Origin of the sequence: Nocardioides sp. OK12, from assembly GCF_024341885.1 — a bacterium.
GTDB lineage: Bacteria > Actinomycetota > Actinomycetes > Propionibacteriales > Nocardioidaceae > Nocardioides > Nocardioides marinisabuli.
Genome location: NZ_BNET01000001.1, coordinates 157,555 through 177,565, shown reverse-complemented (window position 1 = coordinate 177,565; position 20,011 = coordinate 157,555). Strand labels below are relative to the sequence as shown.

Here is a 20,011-nt window from a genome sequence, read left to right as displayed (position 1 = left end):
CTCGGGCGCGCTCTCTCACCTGCTTCTCCACAGCCCGGGGTGGGCTGCGCCGTCGCGGGCCGCCAGGTGGGAGCATGGCCGCATGCCCGGCACGCCCCGCTTCCTGACCCTGGCCGACGTCGCGGAGGTCCTCAACACCTCCAGCGCCCAGGTCTACGCGCTGGTGCGCCGCGGCGACCTGCCCGCCATCAAGATCGGCGGTCGCGGGCAGTGGCGGGTGGAGTCGGCGCAGCTCGAGCAGTTCATCGAGCGGATGTACGCCGAGACCCGCACCTTCGTCGACGAGCACCCCTACGTCGAGGCCGAGCGCCCCGAGTAGCCCTCCGGGAGTTTCATCGGGTGCCCGATGGAACTGGCGGTACCAGGCTGAACCTTCAGCCGGGTGGCGCGAGCTTCGTCGGGCACCCGATGGAACTCCCGGGTGGCGTCCTCAGCCCACCTCGGCGCGCAGCGTGATCGCGACGGTCTCGCGCACGCCCTTGCGCAGCACCGTGAACTCGATCGTCTCGCCGGGCTGGTGGGAGCGGATCGAGACGATCAGCGCGATCCCGTCGGTGACCCGGTCGCCCTCGACCTCGACCACCAGGTCGCCCTCCTGCAGGCCCGCCTCCTCGGCGGCGCTGCCGCCGACGACCTCCTCGATGCGCGCGCCACGCCCGTCCTCGCGGCCGGTCCGCACCTGGGCCCCGATCACGGGATAGCGCGCCTCGCCGGTCTTGAGGATCTGGTCGGCGGTGACCTTGACCTGCTCGATCGGGATGGCGAAGCCGACGCCGATGTTGCCCGAGCTGCCGCCGCCGAAGCCGCCCCCGCCGGTGGTGGCGATGGCGGAGTTCACCCCGACCACCTGCCCGACGAGGTTGACCAGCGGGCCGCCGGAGTTGCCGGGGTTGATGGCGGCGTCGGTCTGCACCGCGTTGATGTAGGAGGACTCGTTGGCCGAGTCGCCGGTGGTGACCGGGCGCTGGAGGGCGCTGACGATGCCGGAGGTGACCGTCGAGCTCAGCCCCAGCGGGGAGCCGATCGCCACGACCGTCTCGCCCACGCGCAGCGCGGCGGAGGCGCCCAGCGCGGCCGGGTCGGTGCCCTCGAGGTCGGGGACCTCGAGGACGGCGAGGTCGTAGACCGGGCTGCGGCCCACCACGCTGGCGGCGTAGCGCGCGCCCTCCTGGTCGACCACCTGGATGCGGCCGCCGTCGGCGGCGTCGGCCACCACGTGGTTGTTGGTGATGACGTGGCCCTGGCGGTCGAGGATGAAGCCCGACCCGGTCGCCCCCTGGTCGTCGCCGCCGAGCTCGGCGACGATCTGCACGGTCGCCGGCAGCAGCGCCTCGGCGACCGCCGCGACCGTGCCGTCCTCGGCGCGCAGCGGCGCCTGGGTGATGGTGTCGACCCCGGCCAGGCCCTCGCTGACCGGGCCGAGCCCGTTGCGCTCGACCGCGGTCACCAGCGCCCCGCCGACCGCGCCCCCGAGCAGGCCGACCACCAGCGCCACGACCGTCACGACCGGCCACACCCAGCCGCTCACCCGGGCCCGCGGGGCGGGCCGGGCCGGCGGCACCTGCTGGCCGAGGCCGGCGTACGGCGCACCCGCCCACGGTCCCGGCTGCGGCGGCAACCAGGCCCCGTGCTGCGGGGGTGCCGGCTGCGCGGGCTGCTGCGCGGTGTCCTGCGCGGTCTGCTCCTCGTCGCTCACCGGCCCATCATCCCCCGGGGGTCCTGAGCCCCGCCCCACCCGGGCACCGGATGCCCTGGATCAGGGACCGACGACCCCTCGCACCGGCACCACGCCGGGCCCGTAGGAGGGCACCGTCACCGACGTGACCGGCACCTGCCGGTCGGCCGTCGGGGCGTCGGCGGGCGCGGCGCCCAGCGCCAGCAGCCCCAGCACCGCGACGCCGGCGGCGCTGCCGACGGTCGCCACCACCCCGCCCGCGCGGCGGGCGCGGCCGGCGGGCTGCTCGCCCAGCGCCAGGTAGACCTCGCCCGGGGTGAGCGCCGGGGGGTGCGCCGAGGGGTGCGCGGGGGTGGACGCCGGACCGGGGCCGGTGGCGGGGAAGCCCGGCGCCAGGCCGCTCTTCAGCGCACCCTTGAGGTGGTCGGGGGCGCCGGCGCAGGGCGCCGCACCCAGGCCGCCGAGGCGGGTCTTGACCGCGCCCAGCCGCTCGACCAGGTCGCGGCACTGGTGGCAGCCGTGCACGTGCTCCCACAGCCGGTCGGCCTCGTCGGGGCCCAGGCGCCCGTCGAGCAGGGCGCTGGCGCGGGTGCCGAGGTGACCGATCACCGGGCGCCCCCCACGGACCCACCCAGGGTGGTGGCGCCCGAGGTGTCCCGCCCGACCTCGAGCCCCGGCCCGGCGAAGCGCAGCCGGCCGTTGCCGGGGGCCCGGTGGGCCAGCGCGGTGCGCAGCATGGCGCGGCCGCGGTGGATGCGGCTGCGCACGGTGCCGAGCTTGGCGTCGAGGATCTGCGCGATCTCCTCGTAGCTGAGCCCCTCGACGTCGCAGAGCACCACCGCGGCGCGGAAGTCGGGCGGCAGCGTGGCCAGGGCCCGCTCGACGTCGTCGTCGAAGCGCTGGTCGGCGTACGCCGCCTCGGGGGCCGGCGAGCTGCTGGTCAGCCGGGCGGCGCGCTCGTCGGAGAGCGCGTCGAAGCGGATCCGCTGCTTGCGGCGGGCCTGGTCGAGGAAGAGGTTGGTGGTGATGCGGTGCAGCCAGCCCTCGAAGGTGCCCGGGGAGTAGGAGTCCAGGGAGCGGAAGACCCGCACGAAGACCTCCTGGGTGAGGTCCTCGGCGTCGTGCCGGTCGCCGGTCAGGCGGTAGGCCAGGCGGTAGACCCGGTCGGAGTGGTCCTCGACGATCTGCGCCCAGGTCAGGGCGCCGTCGGGGTGCTCGGGACTGGTCATCGCGGTCTCCTGCTGGTGGCGCCGGGTGCGCACGGTGTGTGGTCCTCCACGCTAGGGCTCCTTGCTGAGGGGAGCCTGTGAACGTCGTCGCCCCCTCCAACGAGCGGCCCGGCAGCGGGGTTCCCGGGGCGCGGGGCCGCCCCGCGATAGGTTGGGCCCGACCGTGCGGCGAGTGACCGCGCGCCACGTCTGCAGGAGGCCCGTCATCACCACGCCGATCACCCCCGCCAGCTGGTCCCACGCGGAGGCGTTCGTCCCCGAGGACGACGTCCTGGCCGCGGCCCGCGCCCGCGCCGAGGAGGTCGGGGTGGTGCCGATCAGCCCCGGCGGCGGCGCCTCGCTGCGCTTCCTGGCCTCGGTCCTCGAGGCCCGCGCGGTCGTCGAGATCGGCACCGGCACCGGGGTCTCCGGCCTGTGGCTGCTGCGCGGCATGCGTGGTGACGGGGTGCTGACCACCGTCGACATCGAGGCCGAGCACCAGCGCCTGGCCCGCCAGTCCTTCACCGAGGCCGGCGTCGCCTCGCAGCGCGCCCGCACCATCTCGGGCTCGGCGCTCGACGTGCTGCCGCGCCTGACCGACGGCCACTACGACCTGGTCTTCTGCGACGGCGACAAGCGCGAGTACTCCGCCTACCTCGCCGAGGCGCTGCGCCTGCTGCGCCCCGGCGGCGTGGTGGCCTTCGACAACGCCCTGTGGCACGACCGGGTCGCCGACCCCGCGCAGCGCGACGAGGAGACGGTGGCGATCCGTGAGCTCGGGCGCACCGTGGCCGCCCACGAGGGCCTGCTCTCGGTGCTGCTGCCCGTCGGCGACGGCCTGCTGTGCGCCAAGAAGGTGTGGAGCCCCGACGACGAGGACTGACCTCGCCGCGCCCCGGTCCGCTCGGGACTGCGCGGGCCTGCTCGGGCCTCAGCCCTCGTCGCGCGCGACGGGGCTGAAGCCGTCCCAGCCCTCGGCGACCGCGAGGACGTCGCAGGACTCGATCAGCACCGGGGCGCTGCCGATGATCGCCGAGCCCGGCGCGTCGGCGGCGCCGGCGGTGAAGCTCTCCTCGAACGCGGCGCGGGCCTCGTCGCTGGCGAAGACGTAGACGCCCTCGAACCACTCCCCCGCCCGCATCCGCCAGGTCTTGAACTGCAGGCCCGACATGCCGGTGAACTTCGCGTGCGAGGTGCCCTCGACGTACGCCGCGAGCTCGGCCTCGACGCCCTCCGGCGCCTCGGCGAGCGACCAGCGCACGGTCAGGCCCTTCACGAGGCGTCCCCCTGGGCGCCGACCCCGGCCAGCGGGTCCTCGGAGCCCAGCCAGGCCAGCAGCGCGCGGGCGCCGAAGCCGGTCGGGCCGGCGCTCCACTCGTCGACGTCGACCGGCGAGTCGCCGACCGAGGCCACGTCGAGGTGGGCCCAGGGCACGTCGCCGGTGAAGTGGCGCAGGAAGAGCGCCGCGGTGATGGCGCCCGGACCGCCGCCGGCGTTGTCGGCGTCGGCGACCTCGGAGGCGATGCGCTCCTCGTAGACGTCGGCCAGCGGCATCCGCCACAGGGTCTCGCCGGAGGTCTCGCCGGCCGCGGCGATGTGGGTGGCCAGTGCCTCGTCGTCGGCGAAGAAGCCGCCGGTGCGCAGACCCAGGGCGACCTTCATCGCCCCGGTCAGGGTGGCGACGTCGACGATGGCGGCGGGGTCGAGCTGGGCGACGCCGTAGGCCAGCGCGTCGGCCATGACCAGGCGGCCCTCGGCGTCGGTGTTGGTCACCTCGGAGGTGCGCCCGCCGTAGTGGCGCACCACGTCGCCGGGGCGCATCGCGCTGCCAGAGACGGCGTTCTCGGCCGCCGCGACCAGCCCGACGACGCGCACCGGGCAGCCGACGGCACGCAGCGCCGCCATCGTGGCGATGACCACGGCGCCGCCGGTCATGTCGCGCTTCATCGTGGCCATGCCCTCGGCGGGCTTGATCGACAGCCCGCCGGTGTCGAAGGTGATGCCCTTGCCGACCAGCACCACCGTCGGGGTCTTCTTCGTGACGCGGGCCGGGGTGTAGTCGAGGCGGATCAGGCGCGGCGGGCTGGCCGAGGCCTGCCCGACGCCCAGGATGCCGCCGCAGCCCTCGGCGGCCAGCCGCTCCTCGTCCCACACCTCGACCTCGAGGCCGGCGCGGGTGGCGGTCTCGACGGCCTGCGCGGCCAGCCAGGCGGGGTTCTTGAGGTTCGAGGGGACGGTCGCCAGCAGGCGGGCCTGCCAGCCCGCCCCGGCCACGGCGAGCGCTCGCGCGAGCACCGCGCGGTGGGCCTCGGTGTCGCCGACACCGGCGAGGACCGCGCGTGCCACCGGGCGCTGCTCGGGCTCGCGGCCCGACCAGCGGAAGCCGAAGGAGCCGAGCACCAGGCCGACGACGAACGCCTCGAGACCGGCCTCGAGCCCCTCGGGGCCCGCGACGGCCGGCACCGAGGTGGCGACCGCCTCACGGTTGCGCACCGCCCGCGCCAGCGCCGCGCCGGCGCGGCGCAGGTCGACGGGGCGCTGCTGTCCGACGCCGACGAGCAGCACCCAGCGCAGCTCGGCGTTGTCGGGCCCGCCCAGCGGCACCGGCACCCGGGTGACCTCGCCGGCCGCGCCGGTGGCCTCCTCGAGCTCGAGCACCGCGAGCAGGTCGAGACCGAGCTGGTCGGAGAGCTCGGCCGCGCCGGGGCCCAGCACCGGGCCGGTGCTGGTGTCGTCCTCGGCGGGCAGCACCGGGACGGCCACCACGTCGACGCCCAGGACGGCGTCCGGCCCGAGGTCGCTGAGCGCGACGTCGGGCGGGGTGACCTGGGGTGCCAGGCCGGGGGCCAACTGGTGAGGGAGCGGGGCGGCGGGGGTCTGGGCCATCGAGGGGAGCAGCCGGCTCAGCCGACGACGCCCTTGAGGGCGTCCCCGAGAGCGGTGGCCTCGTCAGCGTTGAGCTCCACGACGAGGCGGCCTCCACCCTCGAGCGGGACGCGCATCACGATGCCGCGCCCTTCCTTGGTGACCTCCAGCGGACCGTCGCCCGTCCGCGGCTTCATCGCCGCCATCCGGCACCTCTTCCATTCGTGCGTGCAGGGGTGCGCACCCGAGGACCCGGGAGGCACGTGAGTGCCTAGTATCCCCCATCCCCCTGGTGATCGGCACCACAGGGTCGGGCAGACTCGGCGCATGACCTCCCAGAGCGCCCCCGCGACCGTGCTGCTCGACGTCTCCGGCGGCGTCGCGACCATCACCCTGAACCGTCCCGAGGCGATGAACAGCCTCGACATCGCCACCAAGGTGCAGCTGCTCGACGCGCTGCGCCGCGTGGGCGAGGACGACGCGGTGCGCTGCGTCGTCATCACCGGCACCGGCCGCTCGTTCTGCACCGGCCAGGACCTCAAGGAGCACATCTCGCTGCTCGAGAACGGCGGCAGCGACGCGCTCTTCACCACCGTCGACGAGCACTACAACCCGATCGTCACCGCGATCGCCGAGCTCGACAAGCCAGTCGTCGCGGCCGTCAACGGGGTCGCGGCCGGCGCCGGCGCCAGCATCGCGATGGCCTGCGACCTGCGGGTGCTCGCCGAGGGGGCCGGCTTCAACCTCGCCTTCGCCGGCGTCGCGCTCTCCTGCGACACCGGCGCCTCGGTGCACCTGCCCCAGCTGGTCGGGCGCGCCAAGGCGATGGAGCTGCTCTACTTCCCCCGCACCGTGCCGGCCCAGGAGGCCCTCGAGCTCGGCCTGGCCACCGCGGTGGTGCCCGCCGACGAGTTCGCGGGCGAGATCGAGGCGCTGGCCACCCGCCTCGCGGCCGGCCCGACCCTGGCCTTCGGCTCGATGCGCCGCTCGGTGGCGTACGCCGCCACCCACGACCTCGCCGAGTCGCTGGCCTTCGAGAGCGAGCAGATGACCCGCACCGGCGCGACCGCCGACCACCGCGCCGCGGTCGAGGCGTTCGTGGCCAAGCAGCGCCCGCAGTTCGAGGGCCGCTGACGCAGGTCGCTCAGACCACGGCCGACCAGTAGGCCCAGGTGAAGACGGCGACCCCGACGACCATCCCGACATGGGCCAGCACCGAGAGGCCCGGGCCGGTCGACCAGGAGTCCTCGGTGCCGGCCTGGGCGTGCTTGCCCTTCGAGGGCAGCCAGCGCGCGAGGATCAGCAGGCCCACCAGCGCCACGACCCACCACAGGCCCAGCGCCACGACGCCCAGCAGCGACCCGCCGAGCGCGGTGTCGGCGGGGGCGACGAGGAAGGTCAGCCACAGCACCAGCGCCAGCGCGCCGGCCCCGGTGTGCGCCGCCAGCCAGCGCCGCCCGACGTCGGCGCGCCGGGCGGCGCCGTCGCTGCGGCCCAGACGGGCACGGGTGAGCACGACCACCACCGCCGCGAGGGCGGTGAGCACGTAGACGACGACCTGGGAGGACACCCGCGTGAGTGTGCCCTACGGCTCGTGGCGCGCGCCACGCTCCCCGTCGACCTCGCCGACCCCGTCGGCCCCGGCGGCCTCCAGCTGGGCGGCCACCCGGTCGAGCAGGGCGTCGACCTCCGACATCCGGTAGCCCCGGAAGGCCAGCGAGAACCGCACCCGGCGCAGGTCGTCGCCCCGCAGCGTGCCCGCCGGCACGCTGACGTCGGGGCGGTCGTCGTACGTCGGCGCGAGCGGGGTGCCGCGCCCGGCGGCGACCATCGCGATCGCGCCCATCACCAGCACCAGCAGGATCGCGAAGAACCACATCATCGCTCGATCATCGCTCGGCCCCTTCCTGGGCGGCCACGACGTGGCGCACCGCCTCCTCGACGTCGTCGGTCAGGTGTAGCAGGTCGAGGTCGCCCTGCGAGATCTTGCCGTCGGCCAGCACGGTGTCGCGCATCCAGTCCAGCAGCCCGCTCCAGTAGTCGACGCCGACGAGCACGATCGGGAAGCGGGTGACCTTGCGGGTCTGCACCAGCGTGATCGCCTCGAAGAGCTCGTCGAGGGTGCCGACGCCGCCGGGCAGCACCACGAAGCCCTGGGAGTACTTCACGAACATCGTCTTGCGCACGAAGAAGTAGCGGAAGTTGATGCCGACGTCGACCCACTCGTTGAGCCCGGCCTCGAAGGGCAGCTCGATCCCGAGCCCGACGGAGGTGCCGCCGGCGTCGCAGGCGCCCTTGTTGGCGGCCTCCATCGCGCCCGGCCCGCCGCCGGTGATCACCGCGAAGCCGGCCTCGACCAGCAGCCGGCCCACCTGCTCGCCCTGCGCGTACGACGGGTGGTCGGGCGGGGTGCGCGCGGAGCCGAAGACCGCGATCGCGGGCCCCAGCTCGGCCAGCGCGCCGAAGCCCTCGACGAACTCGGCTTGAATCCTGAGGACCCGCCACGGGTCGGTGTGCACCCACTCGGCACCGCCGCGGGAGTCGAGGAGCCGCTGGTCGGTGGTGGTGGTCTCCTCGGTGCGGGTGAAGACCGGGCCCTTGAAGCGCCCGCGCAGCCGCGACACCTCAGGCCCCCGCCCGCTCGGCGCCGCCGGTGAGCCAGGCACGCAGCGCCCGCTCGCAGTGCTCGATCTCGGCGACCGGCACGTGCTCGTCGGCCTTGTGGGCGAAGAGCGGGTCGCCGGGGCCGTAGTTGACCGCCGGGACGCCCAGCGCGGTGAAGCGCGCGACGTCGGTCCAGCCGAACTTGGGGGCGACCTGCCCGCCGACCGCCGCGACGAACTCCTTGGCCGCGGGCCGGTCGAGCCCGGGCATCGCGGCAGCGCCGAGGTCGGTGAGCGTGACGTCGTACCCCTCGAAGACCTCGCGGACGAACGCCTCGGCCTCGTCGGTGGAGCGGTCGGGGGCGAAGCGGAAGTTGACCTCGACGACGCACTCGTCGGGGACCACGTTGCCGGCGACGCCGCCGCGGATGGCGACCGCGTTGAGGCCCTCGTGGTACTCCAGGCCGTCGATGACCGGGCGGCGGGCCTCGTAGGCGTTGAGCCGGGCCAGCACGTCGGCGGCGCCGTGGATGGCGTTGACGCCCTTCCAGGAGCGGGCCGAGTGGGCGCGCTCGCCGGTGGTGCGCACGTCGACGCGCAGGGTGCCCTGGCAGCCGGCCTCGACGCCCGCGTTGGAGGGCTCCATCAGAATCGCGAAGTCGGCCTCGAGCAGGTCGGGGCGCTGCTCGGCGACCTTCTTCAGCCCGTTGTGCTCCTCCTCGATCTCCTCGGCCTCGTAGAGCACGAACGTCACGTCACGCACCGGCTCGCGCACGGTGGCGGCCAGGCGCAGGATCACCGCGTCGCCGCCCTTCATGTCGCAGGTGCCGAGCCCGTGCAGGAGGCCGGTCTCCTCGTCGAGGCGGCTGGGGAAGTTGCCGTTGACCGGGACCGTGTCGAGGTGGCCGGCCAGCACCACCCGCTCGCCGCGACCCAGGTCGGTGCGGGCCACGACGGTGTGGCCGATGCGGGTCACGCTCAGGTGGCCCAGCGTCTCCAGCGCCGCCTGCACCGCGTCGGCGATGCGCTGCTCGTCGCGGCTGACCGACTCGATGTCGCACAGCTGGCGGGTCAGGGTCACCACGTCGGCGTCGAGGTCGAGCACCGGGGTCGCGTCGCTCGTCGTACGCGCGTCAGGGCTGGTCATGGGGCCCATCCAACCAGCCGCTCCCCCGCCCCGGGGTGGGTGCGCGCCGCCGACCCCGAAGGTTCATCGGGTACCCGATGGAACTGGCGCCACCACACCAAAGGTTCATGTAGGTGCCGTGAGTTTCATCGGGTACCCGATGAAACTCCCGCTACCCCCGAACTGCAACACGTTCTACTGTGGCACGCATGCGCAACGGCCTCGTCCTGTTCACCTCCGACCGCGGCATCACCCCCGCACGTCTGGCGGCGGCCGCGGAGGAGCGTGGCTTCGACACCTTCTACGTGCCCGAGCACACCCACATCCCCGTACGCCGCGACGCCGCCCACCCCGGCACCGGCGACGCGACGCTCCCCGACGACCGCTACACCCGCACCCTCGACCCGTGGATCTCGCTGGCCACCGCGGCCGCGGTCACCAGCCGCATCCGCCTCTCCACCGCGGTGGCGCTGCCGGTGGAGTCCGACCCGATCACCCTGGCCAAGCAGGTCGCGACCCTCGACCACCTCTCGGGCGGGCGGGTCGAGATCGGGGCCGGCTTCGGCTGGAACACCGACGAGCTGGCCGACCACGGGGTGCCGGCCGACCGGCGCCGCACGGTGCTCAAGGAGTACGTCGAGGCGATGCGGGCGCTGTGGACCCAGGAGGAGGCCGCCTACGACGGCGAGTTCGTCTCCTTCGGGCCGAGCTGGGCCTGGCCCAAGCCGGCGCGCCACGTGCCGCTGGTCATCGGCGCCGGCGCCGGGCCCCGGACGTTCGCCTGGATCGCCCGGCACGCCGACGGCTGGATGACCACCCCGCAGCAGCGCGACATCACCCACCAGATCGGGGCGCTGCAGCGGGCCTGGAGCGAGGCGGGGCGCGAGGGCCGGCCCGACGTACGGGTCCTGATCGCCTCCAGGCCCGACCCCGACGACCTGGCCGCGTGGGCGGAGGCGGGGGCGACCGAGCTGATCTGGGGCGTGCCCGACAAGGAGCCCGACGAGGTGCTCGCCAGCCTCGACCGGCTGACCGCGCGCCTGGGGCTGGCCCCCGAGCCGCTGCTCGGCTAGACCGGCCGGGCCGGGGCGAACCCCCCATCTGAGGGAGTGCCCTCGCCGCGGGACCCGCCTAGCGTGGTGGGACCGGCGAAGGAGCCGCCCATGACGATCAGCACCGACCTGGCCGAGCGCACCCTGCACGGCGTACGCCGCTTCTGCGAGGCGGCGGGCGTCGAGACCGACCTGCTGGCCGGGGTCGCGGCCCGGGTCAAGCCCGTCGTCGGGTGGGACACCGGGGTCTTCTTCACCACCGACCCCGCGACGACGCTCTTCACCGACGCCTGCGTCGACGGCTTCGGGCTCGACACGTGCGCGCCGTGGTTCCACCACGAGATCAACGTCGACGACGTCAACCTCTTCCGCGACCTCGCCGGCACCGGCGGGGTCGCGCTGCTCTCCCGCTCCTGCGCCGACCCGGTCGCCGACAGCGCGCGGCACCGCGAGGTGATGCGCCCGCAGGGTCTCGACGCCGAGGTGCGCCTGACCGCCGACGACCCGAGCGGCACCTGGGGGGCGATCGAGGTGCACCGCGAGCGCGGTGCCCGCGACTTCGGCGACGACGAGCTCGCGCTGCTGGCCGCGCTCGGGCCGGTCGTGGCCCGGGGCATCCGCCGCCAGGCGCTGGCCCGGGCCTGCCTCGAGGGGGCGGGGGTGAGCACGCCCGGCCTGGTGCACCTGACCCGCGACGGGCAGGTGCGGCCCGGCACCGAGGCCGGCGCGGCCTGGCTCGAGCTGCTCGCGCCAGGCGAGGAGCAGGACGTGCACTCGGCACTGCTGACGATGACGGCGCTGCTGCGCGGCCCCGGCGACGTGACACGGGTCCGGGCCCGCGCCGCCGACGGGCGCTGGGTCACCCTGCACGCCTCGCGCGCCTGGGGCAGCGACGACGCGGTGGTCATCATCGAGCCCGCGGGCCCCTCCGACGTCGCCGACCTGCTGGCCCGCGCCCACGGCCTGACGCCCCGCGAGCGCGAGGTGGCGCTGGGCCTGGCCCGTGGCCAGTCCACGGCGCAGCTCGCCGAGCGCCTGGGCGTCTCCCCGCACACCGTGCGCGACCACCTCAAGAACGTCTTCCGCAAGACCGGCACCACCAGCCGCACCGAGCTCGTCTCCCACCTGTTCTCGCAGTGGTACGCCGAGCGCCTCTTCCACCACTAGCGAAGGAGAACGCGATGACCCTGCAGACACCCGCGATACTGGGACCGACCGAGGGCGAGCACTGGCACTTCCTCAACGGCCTGATGTCGATCAAGGCCGACGGCGCCCAGACCGACGGCGCGATGACCGCCCTGGTCTTCGAGGGCCCCCGCGGGTTCGGACCCCCGCTGCACAGCCACGACGTCGAGGAGGAGCTCTTCCACGTCCTCGAGGGCGAGATCCGCTTCACCACCGGCGAGATCGAGCAGGTCGTCGGTGAGGGCGGCACGGTCTTCCTGCCCAAGCAGCGCCCGCACCAGTTCCAGGTGCTGTCCCCGACCGCGAAGATGTTCCAGGTGACCACACCGGCGCAGTTCGGGGACTTCGTGCGCAAGCTCGGCACCCCGGCCGAGAGCGCCACGATCCCGGAGCCGACCGAGGTCGACGGGGCGCGGGTGGCCGAGATCTGCGCCCAGTTCCAGATCCAGGTGCTGGGCCCGCCCCCGCCGCCGCTCGACTGAGCGGCCGGACGAGGGGCGGGCACCGCGGGCCGGCCTCAGGCCTTCGCGACCGCCACGGTCGCCTTCTCGCCCTCCCCCACGGTCACCGGCGTGCCCGGGTGGTCGACGTTCGAGGTGACCTCGTACGCCGTCGCCAGGGTCTCGCCGGTGATCAGCTCGCGGTGCGTCGACGCGGCCGCCTGCACGGCCTCCGAGCCGGCGATCGTCAGCACGATCCGGTCGGAGACCTCGAAGCCGGCGTCGCGGCGGGCCTGCTGGACCGCGCGCACCAGGTCGCGGGCCAGGCCCTCGGCGGCCAGCTCGTCGGTGACCACGGTGTCGAGCACCACGAAGCCGCCGCCGGGCAGCATCCCGATCGCGTCGGTGTCGTCGGCCGAGCCGGCGACGGTCTCGAGGGTGTACTCGCCCTCGAGCAGCGCCAGGCCGCCCGCGGTCACGGTGCCGTCCTCGGCCACCGACCAGTCGCCCGACTTCGAGCCCTTGATCGCCTGCTGCACGTCCTTGCCGAGCCGGGGCCCGGCGGCGCGCGCGTTGACGCTCAGCCGCTGCGAGACGCCGTACGACGCCGCCTCGGGCGCGTCGGCGCCCAGCAGGCGCACCGACCGGACGTTGACCTCGTCGGCCACGATCGACTCGAAGCCCTCGAGCGCCGCGGGGTCGGCGACGACCACGGTCAGCCCGGCCAGCGGCAGGCGGTTGCGCAGCGAACGGGCCTTGCGCAGCGCCGAGGTGGCCGAGCAGACCTCGCGCACCTGGTCCATCGCCGCGACCAGCGCGTCGTCCGCGGGCAGCTCGCCGGCGGTGGGCCAGTCGGTCAGGTGCACCGACCGCTCGCCGGTCAGCCCGCGCCAGATCTCCTCGGTGGCCAGCGGCATCAGCGGCGCGGTGACCCGGCAGACCGTCTCGAGCACCGTGTAGAGGGTGTCGAAGGGGGCCGAGTCGTCGGCGTCCCAGAACCGCTCGCGCGAGCGGCGGATGTACCAGTTGGTCAGCACGTCGAGGAACGAGCGGGTCGCGTCGCAGGCGTCGGCCACGGCGTACGAGTCGAGCGCGGTGGTCATCTGCTCGACGTACTGGCCGCACTTGGCCAGCAGGTAGCGGTCGAGGCGGTCGGTCGAGGCGGTCGAGGCCTGCGCGTCGACGGAGCCGGCGTTGGCGTAGAGCTGGAAGAAGTACCAGCTGTTCCACAGCGGGATCAGCACCTGGCGCACCGAGTCGCGGATGCCCTGCTCGGTGACCACGAGGTTGCCGCCGCGCAGGATCGGGCTCGACATCAGGAACCAGCGCATCGCGTCGGCGCCGTCGCGGTCGAAGACCTCGCGCACGTCGGGGTAGTTGCGCAGGCTCTTGGACATCTTGTTGCCGTCGGAGCCCAGCACGATGCCGTGGCTGATGCAGTTCTCGAAGGCCGGCTTGTCGAAGAGCGCGGTGGCCAGGATGTGCAGCGTGTAGAACCAGCCGCGGGTCTGGCCGATGTACTCGACGATGAAGTCGGCCGGGAAGTGGCCGGGGTGGCCGTCGGTGCCGCTGAACCACTCGGCGTTCTCGAACGGGTAGTGCACCTGGGCGTAGGACATCGACCCCGAGTCGAACCACACGTCGAGCACGTCGGGGACCCGGCGCATCATCGACTTCCCCGTGGGGTCGTCGGGGTTCGGGCGCACCAGCTCGTCGACGAAGGGGCGGTGCAGGTCGGGCTCGCCGGCATGGTTGCGCGGCAGGTCGCCGAAGTCGCGCTCGATGTCGGCGAAGGAGCCGTAGACGTCGAGGCGCGGGTACGCCGGGTCGTCGCTCTTCCACACCGGCACCGGGGAGCCCCAGAAGCGGTTGCGGGTGATCGACCAGTCGCGAGCGTTCTCCAGCCAGCGGCCGAACTGCCCGTCCTGGATGTGGTCGGGCACCCAGTTGATCTGCTGGTTCAGCTCGAGCATCCGCTGCTTGATCGCGGTGACCTCGACGAACCACGACGAGACGCCCTTGTAGATCAGCGGCTCGCGGCAGCGCCAGCAGTGCGGGTAGGAGTGGTCGTAGGTCTCGCGGCGCAACAGGATCGTGCCGGGCGTGACCGCGCCGGCCTGCTCGCCGCGCGTCGTGGACTTGAGGTGGTCGATGATGTGCAGGTTGGCGTCGAAGACCTGCATGCCGGCGTAGTCGTCGACGGGGTGCGTGAAGCGGCCGTCCTTGCCGACCGGCATCACCGCCTCGATGCCCTCGCGGTCGGTGACCTCCTTGTCGATCTCACCGAAGGCGCCGGCGGTGTGCACCAGCCCGGTGCCGTCGGTGGTGGTGACGGCGTCGTCGGCGGCGACCACGCGGAAGGCGTTCTCGTGGCCCAGGAAGTAGGAGAACGGCGGGGTGTAGGTGCGCCCGACCAGGTCGGCGCCGCGGTAGCGGCCCAGCACCTCGATGTCGTCGGTCGAGCCCAGCTCCTTGGCGTACGACGCCAGCCGGGCCTCGGCGAGCAGGTAGCGCGCGGTGGTCTCGGTGCCGGGCACGGCGGCCTCCACGACGACGTACTCGATCTCGGAGCCGACCATCACCGCGAGGTTGGAGGTCAGCGTCCACGGGGTCGTGGTCCAGATCAGCAGGTGCGCGCCGTCGAGGACCTCGTCCTCACCGGTCGCGTCGAGCGCGTAGCCGACCGTGACCGCGGGGTCCTGGCGGTTCTGGTAGACGTCGTCGTCCATCCGCAGCTCGTGGTTCGACAGCGGCGTCTCGTCGTTCCAGCAGTAGGGCAGCACCCGGAAGCCCTCGTAGACCAGGCCCTTCTCGTGCAGCTGCGAGAACGCCCACATGACCGACTCCATGTAGTCGGGGTTCATGGTGCGGTAGTCGTTGTCGAAGTCGACCCAGCGCGCCTGGCGGGTCACGTAGTCGCGCCACTCGCCGGTGTAGGTCATCACCGACTCGCGGCAGGCGTCGTTGAACTTGTCGATGCCCATCTCGACGATCTCGTCGGTGGTCTTGATGCCGTTGAGGCGCATCGCCTCGAGCTCGGCGGGCAGGCCGTGGGTGTCCCAGCCGAAGCGGCGCTCGACGCGGCGCCCGCGCATCGTCTGGTAGCGCGGGATCAGGTCCTTGACGTAGCCGGTGAGCAGGTGGCCGTAGTGCGGCAGCCCGTTGGCGAACGGCGGGCCGTCGTAGAAGACGAACTCGTTCTCGCCGTGCTCGCCCGCGTCGCGCTGGTCGATGCTCGCCTGGAAGGTGCCGTCGGCGGCCCAGTAGGCCAGCACCCGCTCCTCGATCTCGGGGAAGCGCGGGCTCGACGGGACGGCGCTGGCGCCGCTGGGGTCGGTGGAGACCTTCGGGTAGGTCACGGCTGCTCCTGGGGTACGTCGGTCGTCGGGGCTGACTGCCACGAGGACGACTCCCCTGCCGGGGTCCGCGGTACCACCTCGCTTGCTCCCGCGGGTGCTGCTGCGGGGGCCGCTCGTTGCTGGCTGTGACGGGCCCACCCGTCCGGTTCTACTCACCCGAGGGCTTTCTTCCGGAGGCTCGCCGCTGATGACGGCTCAGACGCCTGTGCCCCGATCGTACGCCGCCGCACCGATCAACCGCGCCTCCGGGAGGACATGTCAGAGAAACTTGACACCATGGCGCGCCGGGCCTGATGCTGGTGGTGTCAAAGAACTCTGACATCAGGAGACGTGCCGCCATGCCCTCGACCACCGCTCCCCACCCGGCCCGACCGTGGCTGCTCGCCACCGCGCCGGCCCTGGTCCTGGCCGCCGGCGTCGGCGCCGTCGCCGCCCGGGTCCGTGACGACGCCCCCGCCGAGGTCTCCTTCACCGTCTTCGCCGTGATGACCTTCGGGTGCTTCCTGGCCCTGGGGGCGGTCCTCCTCGACCGCACCGAGCGCCCCGAGCAGCACGAGGACTCCATCGAGTCCCAGTGGGCCCGCTCCGCCAGCAGCGGCGCCTTCTACGACCTGGTCGTCGCCCTGGGCGTGGTCACCTTCCTCACCGCCCTCCTCGACGCCGGCCACGTGCCGCTGTGGCCCTTCGTGGTCCTCGGCCTCGGCGACCTGTCCGTGCGCCTGGTCGTCCTGCAGCGCCGCGAGGGCTGATGGACAACCACCTCAGGGCGATGCGCGAGCGGGCCGGCCTGTCGCAGAGCGAGTGCGCGACGGCGCTCGGCGTCTCGCGCCAGACCGTGATCTCGATCGAGAAGGGCCACTTCGACCCCCGCTTGTCGCTGGCCTTCCGGATCAGCCGGCTCTTCGACACCCCCGTCGACGAGATCTTCGCCCCCGACGACCCCACCCCCTGACCCGGCCCATTTCTTGCACCGACCCGGCCCGGATCTCGCGTCGACCCGGCCCGAACCTCCCGTCGTGCGGCAGGCTGCTGCGCATGACCTCCCACCACGGCATGTTCGTGCCGGCCGACGAGGACCCGCGCGGCGACACCGGCAGCAGCCGGGGTGAGCGGGGCTGCGTGACCGGCTACCTCGAGGCCTACCGCCACACCATCGCCATGAAGTGCCAGGGCCTGTCCCCCGCCCAGCTCGCCACGGCTTCGGTGCCCCCGTCGGCGATCTCCCTGCTCGGGCTGGTGCGCCACCTGGCCCGGGTCGAGCACCACTGGGCCCGGCGGGTCCTCGAGGGCCGCGGCGACCTCCCCCGCCTCTTCGACGAGCCGGGCGACGACGCCGGCTTCACGCTCCCCGGCGCCACCGAGGAGACCGACGAGACCACGGTGCACGAGGCGTTCGAGCTCTGGCGCGGCGAGTGCGCGTACGCCGACGGGGTGGTCGCGACTGCCTCCCTCGACGACCTCGTCAGCGTCGGTGACGAGCGGATCGAGGTCCGCGACGTGCTGGTGCACCTCGTCGAGGAGTACGCCCGCCACGCCGGCCACGCCGACCTCGTCCGGGAGTGCCTCGACGGCCGCACCGGTCAGTGACCCGGCCGTCTCAGTGCGGCTCGAGCCAGGCCAGCACCCGCTGCGCCGCCTCGTCGGCGGTGAGCCCGGCGTTGTCGAGGCGCAGGTGCTCGACGTCGGCGAGCAGCTCGTCGGCGAGCGTCGGGTCGGCGGGGTCGGTGTTCATCCGCAGCCGGCCGTCGACGTCGCGCACGTGCGCGTCCGACCAGGCGAGGTCGGCCTTCGAGGGCTTGGCGGCGATCCGGTCGGCGCCGGAGTTGCGGGCCAGCCTGGTCTCGAGGTCGGCGTACAGCTCGACCCAGCGCACCGGCAGCCCCGCCTCGCGGAAGGGCGCGATCATCTGCCGCACCAGGTCGGCGTCCGCGGGGTCGTCGACACCCCAGACCAGGGTGAAGACCAGCTTGAGCCCGTGCTCGGCCGCCTCCTCGAGCACCCGGCGCCGGAACTCGAGGGTGAGCTCCTCGAAGGCGGGCGTGCCGTGCCCGAAGACCTCCAGCAGCGGCTCGACCGTGTGGTGGTTGTGGAAGAGCCGGTAGTCGCTGCGCGCGCAGATCGCCCGCCCCACCGTCATCTTGCCGACCGCCGGCGGTCCGGTGATCAGCAGCAGCTCACCCGTCATGCCCGGACCGTACGCCGTCGGCGCGGCGCGGCCGAGCGGTTTTGCGCCGGGTCGACGCGAGATCTGGGACGGGTCAGCGGGAGATCTGGGACGGGTCGACGCGAGATCTGGGCCGTGTCAGCGCAGCGAGAGGACGTCGTCGGGCACCACGGTCAGGCCGTGGGCGCGGGCGGCGTCGAGGAGGCGGTGGCGCACGTCGGAGTGCACGGCCGAGGGCAGCTCCTCGAGCACGAGGCGGCGCACAGCGCCGTGGCGGAAGGCAGGGGTGCCGTCGGGGGTGTGCACCACCAGGCCCGACTCGACGGCGCGGGCGAGCGCGGCCGGGCCGACGGCGTCCTCGACCACCCCGGCCGGGATGTGCGGGCCGGCGACGGCCGCGACCCCGACGGCCAGCAGGGCCAGCGGGTCGAGCGCCGCGAGGCGGCGGTGCACCGAGGCCGGCAGGGCGTGCGCGAGGCGGGGGGCCAGGTCGGTGGGGTCGACGGCGGTGCCGGCGGCGGCGAACTCGGCGCGCAGGCCCGGCTCGTCGAGCAGCGCGCGGAGCACGCCGGGGTTGCCGGCGCTGGCGCGGTGGTAGGCCGAGACCAGGCCGGAGGCGCCCTCGAGCCGCTCCCCCAGCGCGTCACCGACCACGTCGGCGACGCCCGCCCGCTCCAGGCAGGCCAGGTCGATGAGGGTGCAGTCGCGCTCGTCGGAGATCTCGGGCACGTCGTCGTGGGCGCCGACCAGCAGCGGCGCGCGCGAGCGGTGGCACCGACGCGCCACCTCGGCGCGCTGCGCGGGGTCGCAGAGGTCGGCGTCGTCGAGCACCACCAGCACCTTGTCGCGCCCCGCGAGCATCGGCTCGAGGTCGTCGACCAGGTCGAGGGGCGAGGCGGCCCAGGGCCGCGGGCGCAGCCTGCTCACCCGCACCCCCTCGACGGACGCGCGCCGGGCGGCCTCCTGCAGCATCGTGCTCACCCCGACGCCGGGGCGCCCGCGCACCACGGCGGGGCGCACCTCGCGCACCACGACCTCGAGGATCGCCAGCTCGCGGTTGCGCCCGCGGACCAGCGGGGAGACGGGGGTGCCGGGACGCGCTGCGGAGGCCATCAGACGATCCCTCCGGTCGGCGTACGGCGCGTGGCGCCGTCCCGCTCCCCCCGAGCAGGTCCTCCCAGCGTAGGCGCCGCGCAGCGCTGTGCCAACGCCCCCGGGGGCGTCCCACCGCGGGGAGGGGGTCGCCGAGCGTCGGCGGGCTTTCCTAGGGTGGGGTCGTGACCGCGACCAACGAGCCCACGACCACCACTCCCGCCCGCACCACCGGGCCCGCCTGGGGCCACGGCCTGGCCACCGTCACCGGCGACGGCACGGTCCTCGACGTGTGGTTCCCGCAGCCGCGGCTCGGGTCGCGCCCGGACGCGGAGGAGCCCGCCCCCAAGGTCCTGGTGGACCTCGAGGGCAGCGACCACGCCCGCGGCGTGCGCCGCGAGGTCGTCCTCGTCGAGATCGCCGACCTGCAGCAGCCCCCGGCCGACACCGCCGACGTGTGGCTGCGCCTGCACCTGCTCTCGCACCGCCTCGTGCGCCCCCACGGCGTCTCGATGGACGGCGTCTTCGGCAAGCTCACCAACGTCGTGTGGACCTCCGCCGGGCCGTGCGCGGTCGCCGACTTCGAGATGGCCCGGGCCCGGATGAAGGCCGGCGGCACCCACGTGGCGGTCTACGGCATCGACAAGTTCCCCCGGATGACCGACTACGTCGCCCCCGCGGGCGTGCGGATCGCCGACGCCGACCGGGTGCGCCTGGGCGCCCACCTGGCCGAGGGCACCACGGTCATGCACGAGGGCTTCGTGAACTTCAACGCCGGCACCCTGGGCTCCTCGATGGTCGAGGGCCGCATCTCGGCGGGCGTCGTGGTCGGCGAGGGCAGCGACATCGGCGGCGGCGCCTCGATCATGGGCACCCTGTCCGGCGGCGGCACCGCGGTCATCTCGATCGGCGAGCGCTGCCTGCTGGGCGCCAACGCCGGCATCGGCATCTCGCTGGGCGACGACTGCGTCGTCGAGGCCGGCTGCTACGTCACCGCCGGCACCAAGGTCACGATGGCCGACCCCGAGGGCGGCGAGCCCCGGGTGGTCAAGGCCGCCGAGCTGTCCGGCGCCTCCAACGTGCTCTTCCGCCGCAACTCGGTCACCGGCGCCGTCGAGGCCGTGGCGTGGAAGGGCGAGGGCATCGCCCTCAACGCCGACCTGCACGCCAACTGAGCGGGCCGGCGGCCGGCGCCAGGCCCCGCCTCAGCGTCCTCTTGGGGTCGTCACGGACGATGTCCCC

General features: G+C 74.1%; 23 protein-coding genes. 10 read left to right on the top strand and 13 right to left on the bottom strand.

Translation table 11 applies throughout. The annotated features are described in order from the left end of the window. The first annotated feature begins 82 nt into the window (after positions 1–82). On the top strand, positions 83–319 hold the full coding sequence (locus tag OCU29_RS00890) for a helix-turn-helix domain-containing protein (protein ID WP_179615663.1): 237 nt from the start codon (positions 83–85) through the stop codon (positions 317–319). A 111-nt stretch (positions 320–430) separates the two neighbouring features. Here OCU29_RS00890 and OCU29_RS00885 read toward each other — a convergent pair whose 3' ends face one another. The 3 genes from OCU29_RS00885 to sigE are packed head-to-tail and all read right to left on the bottom strand — an operon-like array spanning position 431 to position 2,904. Continuing rightward, entirely contained in the window at positions 431–1,696 is a 1,266-nt protein-coding gene (locus tag OCU29_RS00885; protein ID WP_261818448.1) for a S1C family serine protease, read from the bottom strand. Positions 1,697–1,756: 60 nt separating this feature from the next. Further along, on the bottom strand, positions 1,757–2,284 hold the full coding sequence (locus OCU29_RS00880) for an anti-sigma factor (protein WP_261818447.1): 528 nt from the start codon (positions 2,282–2,284) through the stop codon (positions 1,757–1,759). Then, positions 2,281–2,904 carry an RNA polymerase sigma factor SigE gene (gene sigE, locus OCU29_RS00875; protein WP_179615660.1) on the bottom strand — a complete coding sequence of 208 codons (624 nt, stop codon included), beginning with the start codon at positions 2,902–2,904 and terminating at the stop codon, positions 2,281–2,283. The genes OCU29_RS00880 and sigE overlap by 4 nt, the downstream gene beginning before the upstream one ends. 172 nt (positions 2,905–3,076) lie before the next feature. Between sigE and OCU29_RS00870 the strand changes: the two genes are divergently transcribed. Then, positions 3,077–3,766, top strand: coding sequence for an O-methyltransferase (locus OCU29_RS00870; RefSeq protein WP_276529366.1), 690 nt, complete (start codon positions 3,077–3,079; stop codon positions 3,764–3,766). Positions 3,767–3,814: 48 nt separating this feature from the next. Here OCU29_RS00870 and OCU29_RS00865 read toward each other — a convergent pair whose 3' ends face one another. Genes OCU29_RS00865 through OCU29_RS00855 form a run of 3 tightly spaced genes read right to left on the bottom strand, consistent with a single transcriptional unit; the run spans position 3,815 to position 5,954 of the window. Next, positions 3,815–4,159: a hypothetical protein gene (locus OCU29_RS00865; protein ID WP_261818446.1), complete on the bottom strand. Its 345-nt coding sequence runs from the start codon at positions 4,157–4,159 to the stop codon at positions 3,815–3,817. After that, positions 4,156–5,769 (bottom strand): M17 family metallopeptidase, encoded by a 1,614-nt coding sequence (locus OCU29_RS00860; protein WP_261818445.1) that lies wholly within the window; start codon positions 5,767–5,769, stop codon positions 4,156–4,158. Before OCU29_RS00860 ends, OCU29_RS00865 begins: the two co-directional genes overlap by 4 nt. Before the next feature lie 17 nt (positions 5,770–5,786). Next, positions 5,787–5,954 carry a DUF3117 domain-containing protein gene (locus OCU29_RS00855; RefSeq protein WP_082602897.1) on the bottom strand — a complete coding sequence of 56 codons (168 nt, stop codon included), beginning with the start codon at positions 5,952–5,954 and terminating at the stop codon, positions 5,787–5,789. 121 nt (positions 5,955–6,075) lie between these two features. On the opposite strand from OCU29_RS00855, the gene OCU29_RS00850 reads away from it, so the two are divergent. Then, complete coding sequence (locus OCU29_RS00850; protein WP_261818444.1) at positions 6,076–6,882, top strand: enoyl-CoA hydratase/isomerase family protein; 807 nt, start codon at positions 6,076–6,078, stop codon at positions 6,880–6,882. Positions 6,883–6,892: 10 nt separating this feature from the next. Here the strand turns inward: OCU29_RS00850 and OCU29_RS00845 are convergent, their stop codons facing one another. The 4 genes from OCU29_RS00845 to dapE are packed head-to-tail and all read right to left on the bottom strand — an operon-like array spanning position 6,893 to position 9,498. Further along, positions 6,893–7,318, bottom strand: coding sequence for a hypothetical protein (locus tag OCU29_RS00845; protein WP_179615656.1), 426 nt, complete (start codon positions 7,316–7,318; stop codon positions 6,893–6,895). A gap of 15 nt (positions 7,319–7,333) precedes the next feature. Beyond that, positions 7,334–7,630, bottom strand: coding sequence for a DivIVA domain-containing protein (locus tag OCU29_RS00840; protein ID WP_261818443.1), 297 nt, complete (start codon positions 7,628–7,630; stop codon positions 7,334–7,336). Positions 7,631–7,637: 7 nt separating this feature from the next. Beyond that, entirely contained in the window at positions 7,638–8,372 is a 735-nt protein-coding gene (locus OCU29_RS00835) for a TIGR00730 family Rossman fold protein (protein WP_261818442.1), read from the bottom strand. 1 nt (position 8,373) lies between these two features. Beyond that, the gene (dapE, locus tag OCU29_RS00830) at positions 8,374–9,498 is read right to left on the bottom strand and encodes a succinyl-diaminopimelate desuccinylase (RefSeq protein WP_261818441.1); all 1,125 of its coding nucleotides are present in this window, start codon (positions 9,496–9,498) and stop codon (positions 8,374–8,376) included. Positions 9,499–9,686: 188 nt separating this feature from the next. Between dapE and OCU29_RS00825 the strand changes: the two genes are divergently transcribed. The 3 genes from OCU29_RS00825 to OCU29_RS00815 all read left to right on the top strand — a co-directional run bounded on the left by OCU29_RS00825 (position 9,687) and on the right by OCU29_RS00815 (position 12,196). Further along, entirely contained in the window at positions 9,687–10,550 is an 864-nt protein-coding gene (locus OCU29_RS00825; RefSeq protein ID WP_261818440.1) for an LLM class F420-dependent oxidoreductase, read from the top strand. Positions 10,551–10,640: 90 nt separating this feature from the next. Further along, complete coding sequence (locus OCU29_RS00820) at positions 10,641–11,696, top strand: helix-turn-helix transcriptional regulator (protein WP_261818439.1); 1,056 nt, start codon at positions 10,641–10,643, stop codon at positions 11,694–11,696. A 14-nt stretch (positions 11,697–11,710) separates the two neighbouring features. Next, on the top strand, positions 11,711–12,196 hold the full coding sequence (locus OCU29_RS00815; RefSeq protein ID WP_261818438.1) for a cupin domain-containing protein: 486 nt from the start codon (positions 11,711–11,713) through the stop codon (positions 12,194–12,196). 35 nt (positions 12,197–12,231) lie between these two features. Here the strand turns inward: OCU29_RS00815 and ileS are convergent, their stop codons facing one another. Further along, positions 12,232–15,513 (bottom strand): isoleucine--tRNA ligase, encoded by a 3,282-nt coding sequence (ileS, locus tag OCU29_RS00810; protein ID WP_261818437.1) that lies wholly within the window; start codon positions 15,511–15,513, stop codon positions 12,232–12,234. 338 nt (positions 15,514–15,851) lie between these two features. On the opposite strand from ileS, the gene OCU29_RS00805 reads away from it, so the two are divergent. The 3 genes from OCU29_RS00805 to OCU29_RS00795 all read left to right on the top strand — a co-directional run bounded on the left by OCU29_RS00805 (position 15,852) and on the right by OCU29_RS00795 (position 17,100). Then, positions 15,852–16,262: a hypothetical protein gene (locus OCU29_RS00805; RefSeq protein WP_179615649.1), complete on the top strand. Its 411-nt coding sequence runs from the start codon at positions 15,852–15,854 to the stop codon at positions 16,260–16,262. Further along, positions 16,262–16,465 (top strand): helix-turn-helix transcriptional regulator, encoded by a 204-nt coding sequence (locus OCU29_RS00800; RefSeq protein WP_179615648.1) that lies wholly within the window; start codon positions 16,262–16,264, stop codon positions 16,463–16,465. Before OCU29_RS00805 ends, OCU29_RS00800 begins: the two co-directional genes overlap by 1 nt. A gap of 83 nt (positions 16,466–16,548) precedes the next feature. Continuing rightward, positions 16,549–17,100 carry a DinB family protein gene (locus OCU29_RS00795; protein WP_261818436.1) on the top strand — a complete coding sequence of 184 codons (552 nt, stop codon included), beginning with the start codon at positions 16,549–16,551 and terminating at the stop codon, positions 17,098–17,100. A gap of 10 nt (positions 17,101–17,110) precedes the next feature. Here OCU29_RS00795 and OCU29_RS00790 read toward each other — a convergent pair whose 3' ends face one another. Then, positions 17,111–17,698 carry an AAA family ATPase gene (locus OCU29_RS00790; protein ID WP_261818435.1) on the bottom strand — a complete coding sequence of 196 codons (588 nt, stop codon included), beginning with the start codon at positions 17,696–17,698 and terminating at the stop codon, positions 17,111–17,113. Positions 17,699–17,815: 117 nt separating this feature from the next. After that, on the bottom strand, positions 17,816–18,790 hold the full coding sequence (locus OCU29_RS00785; RefSeq protein WP_261818434.1) for a hypothetical protein: 975 nt from the start codon (positions 18,788–18,790) through the stop codon (positions 17,816–17,818). 164 nt (positions 18,791–18,954) lie between these two features. Here OCU29_RS00785 and dapD point away from each other — a divergent pair, with 164 nt between their 5' ends. Further along, a complete protein-coding gene (dapD, locus tag OCU29_RS00780) occupies positions 18,955–19,944 on the top strand; it encodes a 2,3,4,5-tetrahydropyridine-2,6-dicarboxylate N-succinyltransferase (RefSeq protein ID WP_261818433.1) in 990 nt (329 codons plus the stop codon). Positions 19,945–20,011: the final 67 nt, after the last annotated feature.

Bases quoted from the DNA above. Each gene is read 5' to 3' on its own strand.
- OCU29_RS00890 (WP_179615663.1), top strand. From the start codon at position 83: ATGCCCGGCACGCCCCGCTTCCTGACCCTGGCCGACGTCGCGGAGGTC.
- sigE (WP_179615660.1), bottom strand. From the start codon at position 2,904: ATGACCAGTCCCGAGCACCCCGACGGCGCCCTGACCTGGGCGCAGATC.
- OCU29_RS00860 (WP_261818445.1), bottom strand. From the start codon at position 5,769: ATGGCCCAGACCCCCGCCGCCCCGCTCCCTCACCAGTTGGCCCCCGGC.
- OCU29_RS00855 (WP_082602897.1), bottom strand. From the start codon at position 5,954: ATGGCGGCGATGAAGCCGCGGACGGGCGACGGTCCGCTGGAGGTCACC.
- OCU29_RS00850 (WP_261818444.1), top strand. From the start codon at position 6,076: ATGACCTCCCAGAGCGCCCCCGCGACCGTGCTGCTCGACGTCTCCGGC.
- OCU29_RS00840 (WP_261818443.1), bottom strand. From the start codon at position 7,630: ATGATGTGGTTCTTCGCGATCCTGCTGGTGCTGGTGATGGGCGCGATC.
- dapE (WP_261818441.1), bottom strand. From the start codon at position 9,498: ATGACCAGCCCTGACGCGCGTACGACGAGCGACGCGACCCCGGTGCTC.
- OCU29_RS00825 (WP_261818440.1), top strand. From the start codon at position 9,687: ATGCGCAACGGCCTCGTCCTGTTCACCTCCGACCGCGGCATCACCCCC.
- OCU29_RS00820 (WP_261818439.1), top strand. From the start codon at position 10,641: ATGACGATCAGCACCGACCTGGCCGAGCGCACCCTGCACGGCGTACGC.
- OCU29_RS00815 (WP_261818438.1), top strand. From the start codon at position 11,711: ATGACCCTGCAGACACCCGCGATACTGGGACCGACCGAGGGCGAGCAC.
- OCU29_RS00805 (WP_179615649.1), top strand. From the start codon at position 15,852: ATGCCCTCGACCACCGCTCCCCACCCGGCCCGACCGTGGCTGCTCGCC.
- OCU29_RS00800 (WP_179615648.1), top strand. From the start codon at position 16,262: ATGGACAACCACCTCAGGGCGATGCGCGAGCGGGCCGGCCTGTCGCAG.
- OCU29_RS00795 (WP_261818436.1), top strand. From the start codon at position 16,549: ATGACCTCCCACCACGGCATGTTCGTGCCGGCCGACGAGGACCCGCGC.
- OCU29_RS00790 (WP_261818435.1), bottom strand. From the start codon at position 17,698: ATGACGGGTGAGCTGCTGCTGATCACCGGACCGCCGGCGGTCGGCAAG.
- OCU29_RS00785 (WP_261818434.1), bottom strand. From the start codon at position 18,790: ATGGCCTCCGCAGCGCGTCCCGGCACCCCCGTCTCCCCGCTGGTCCGC.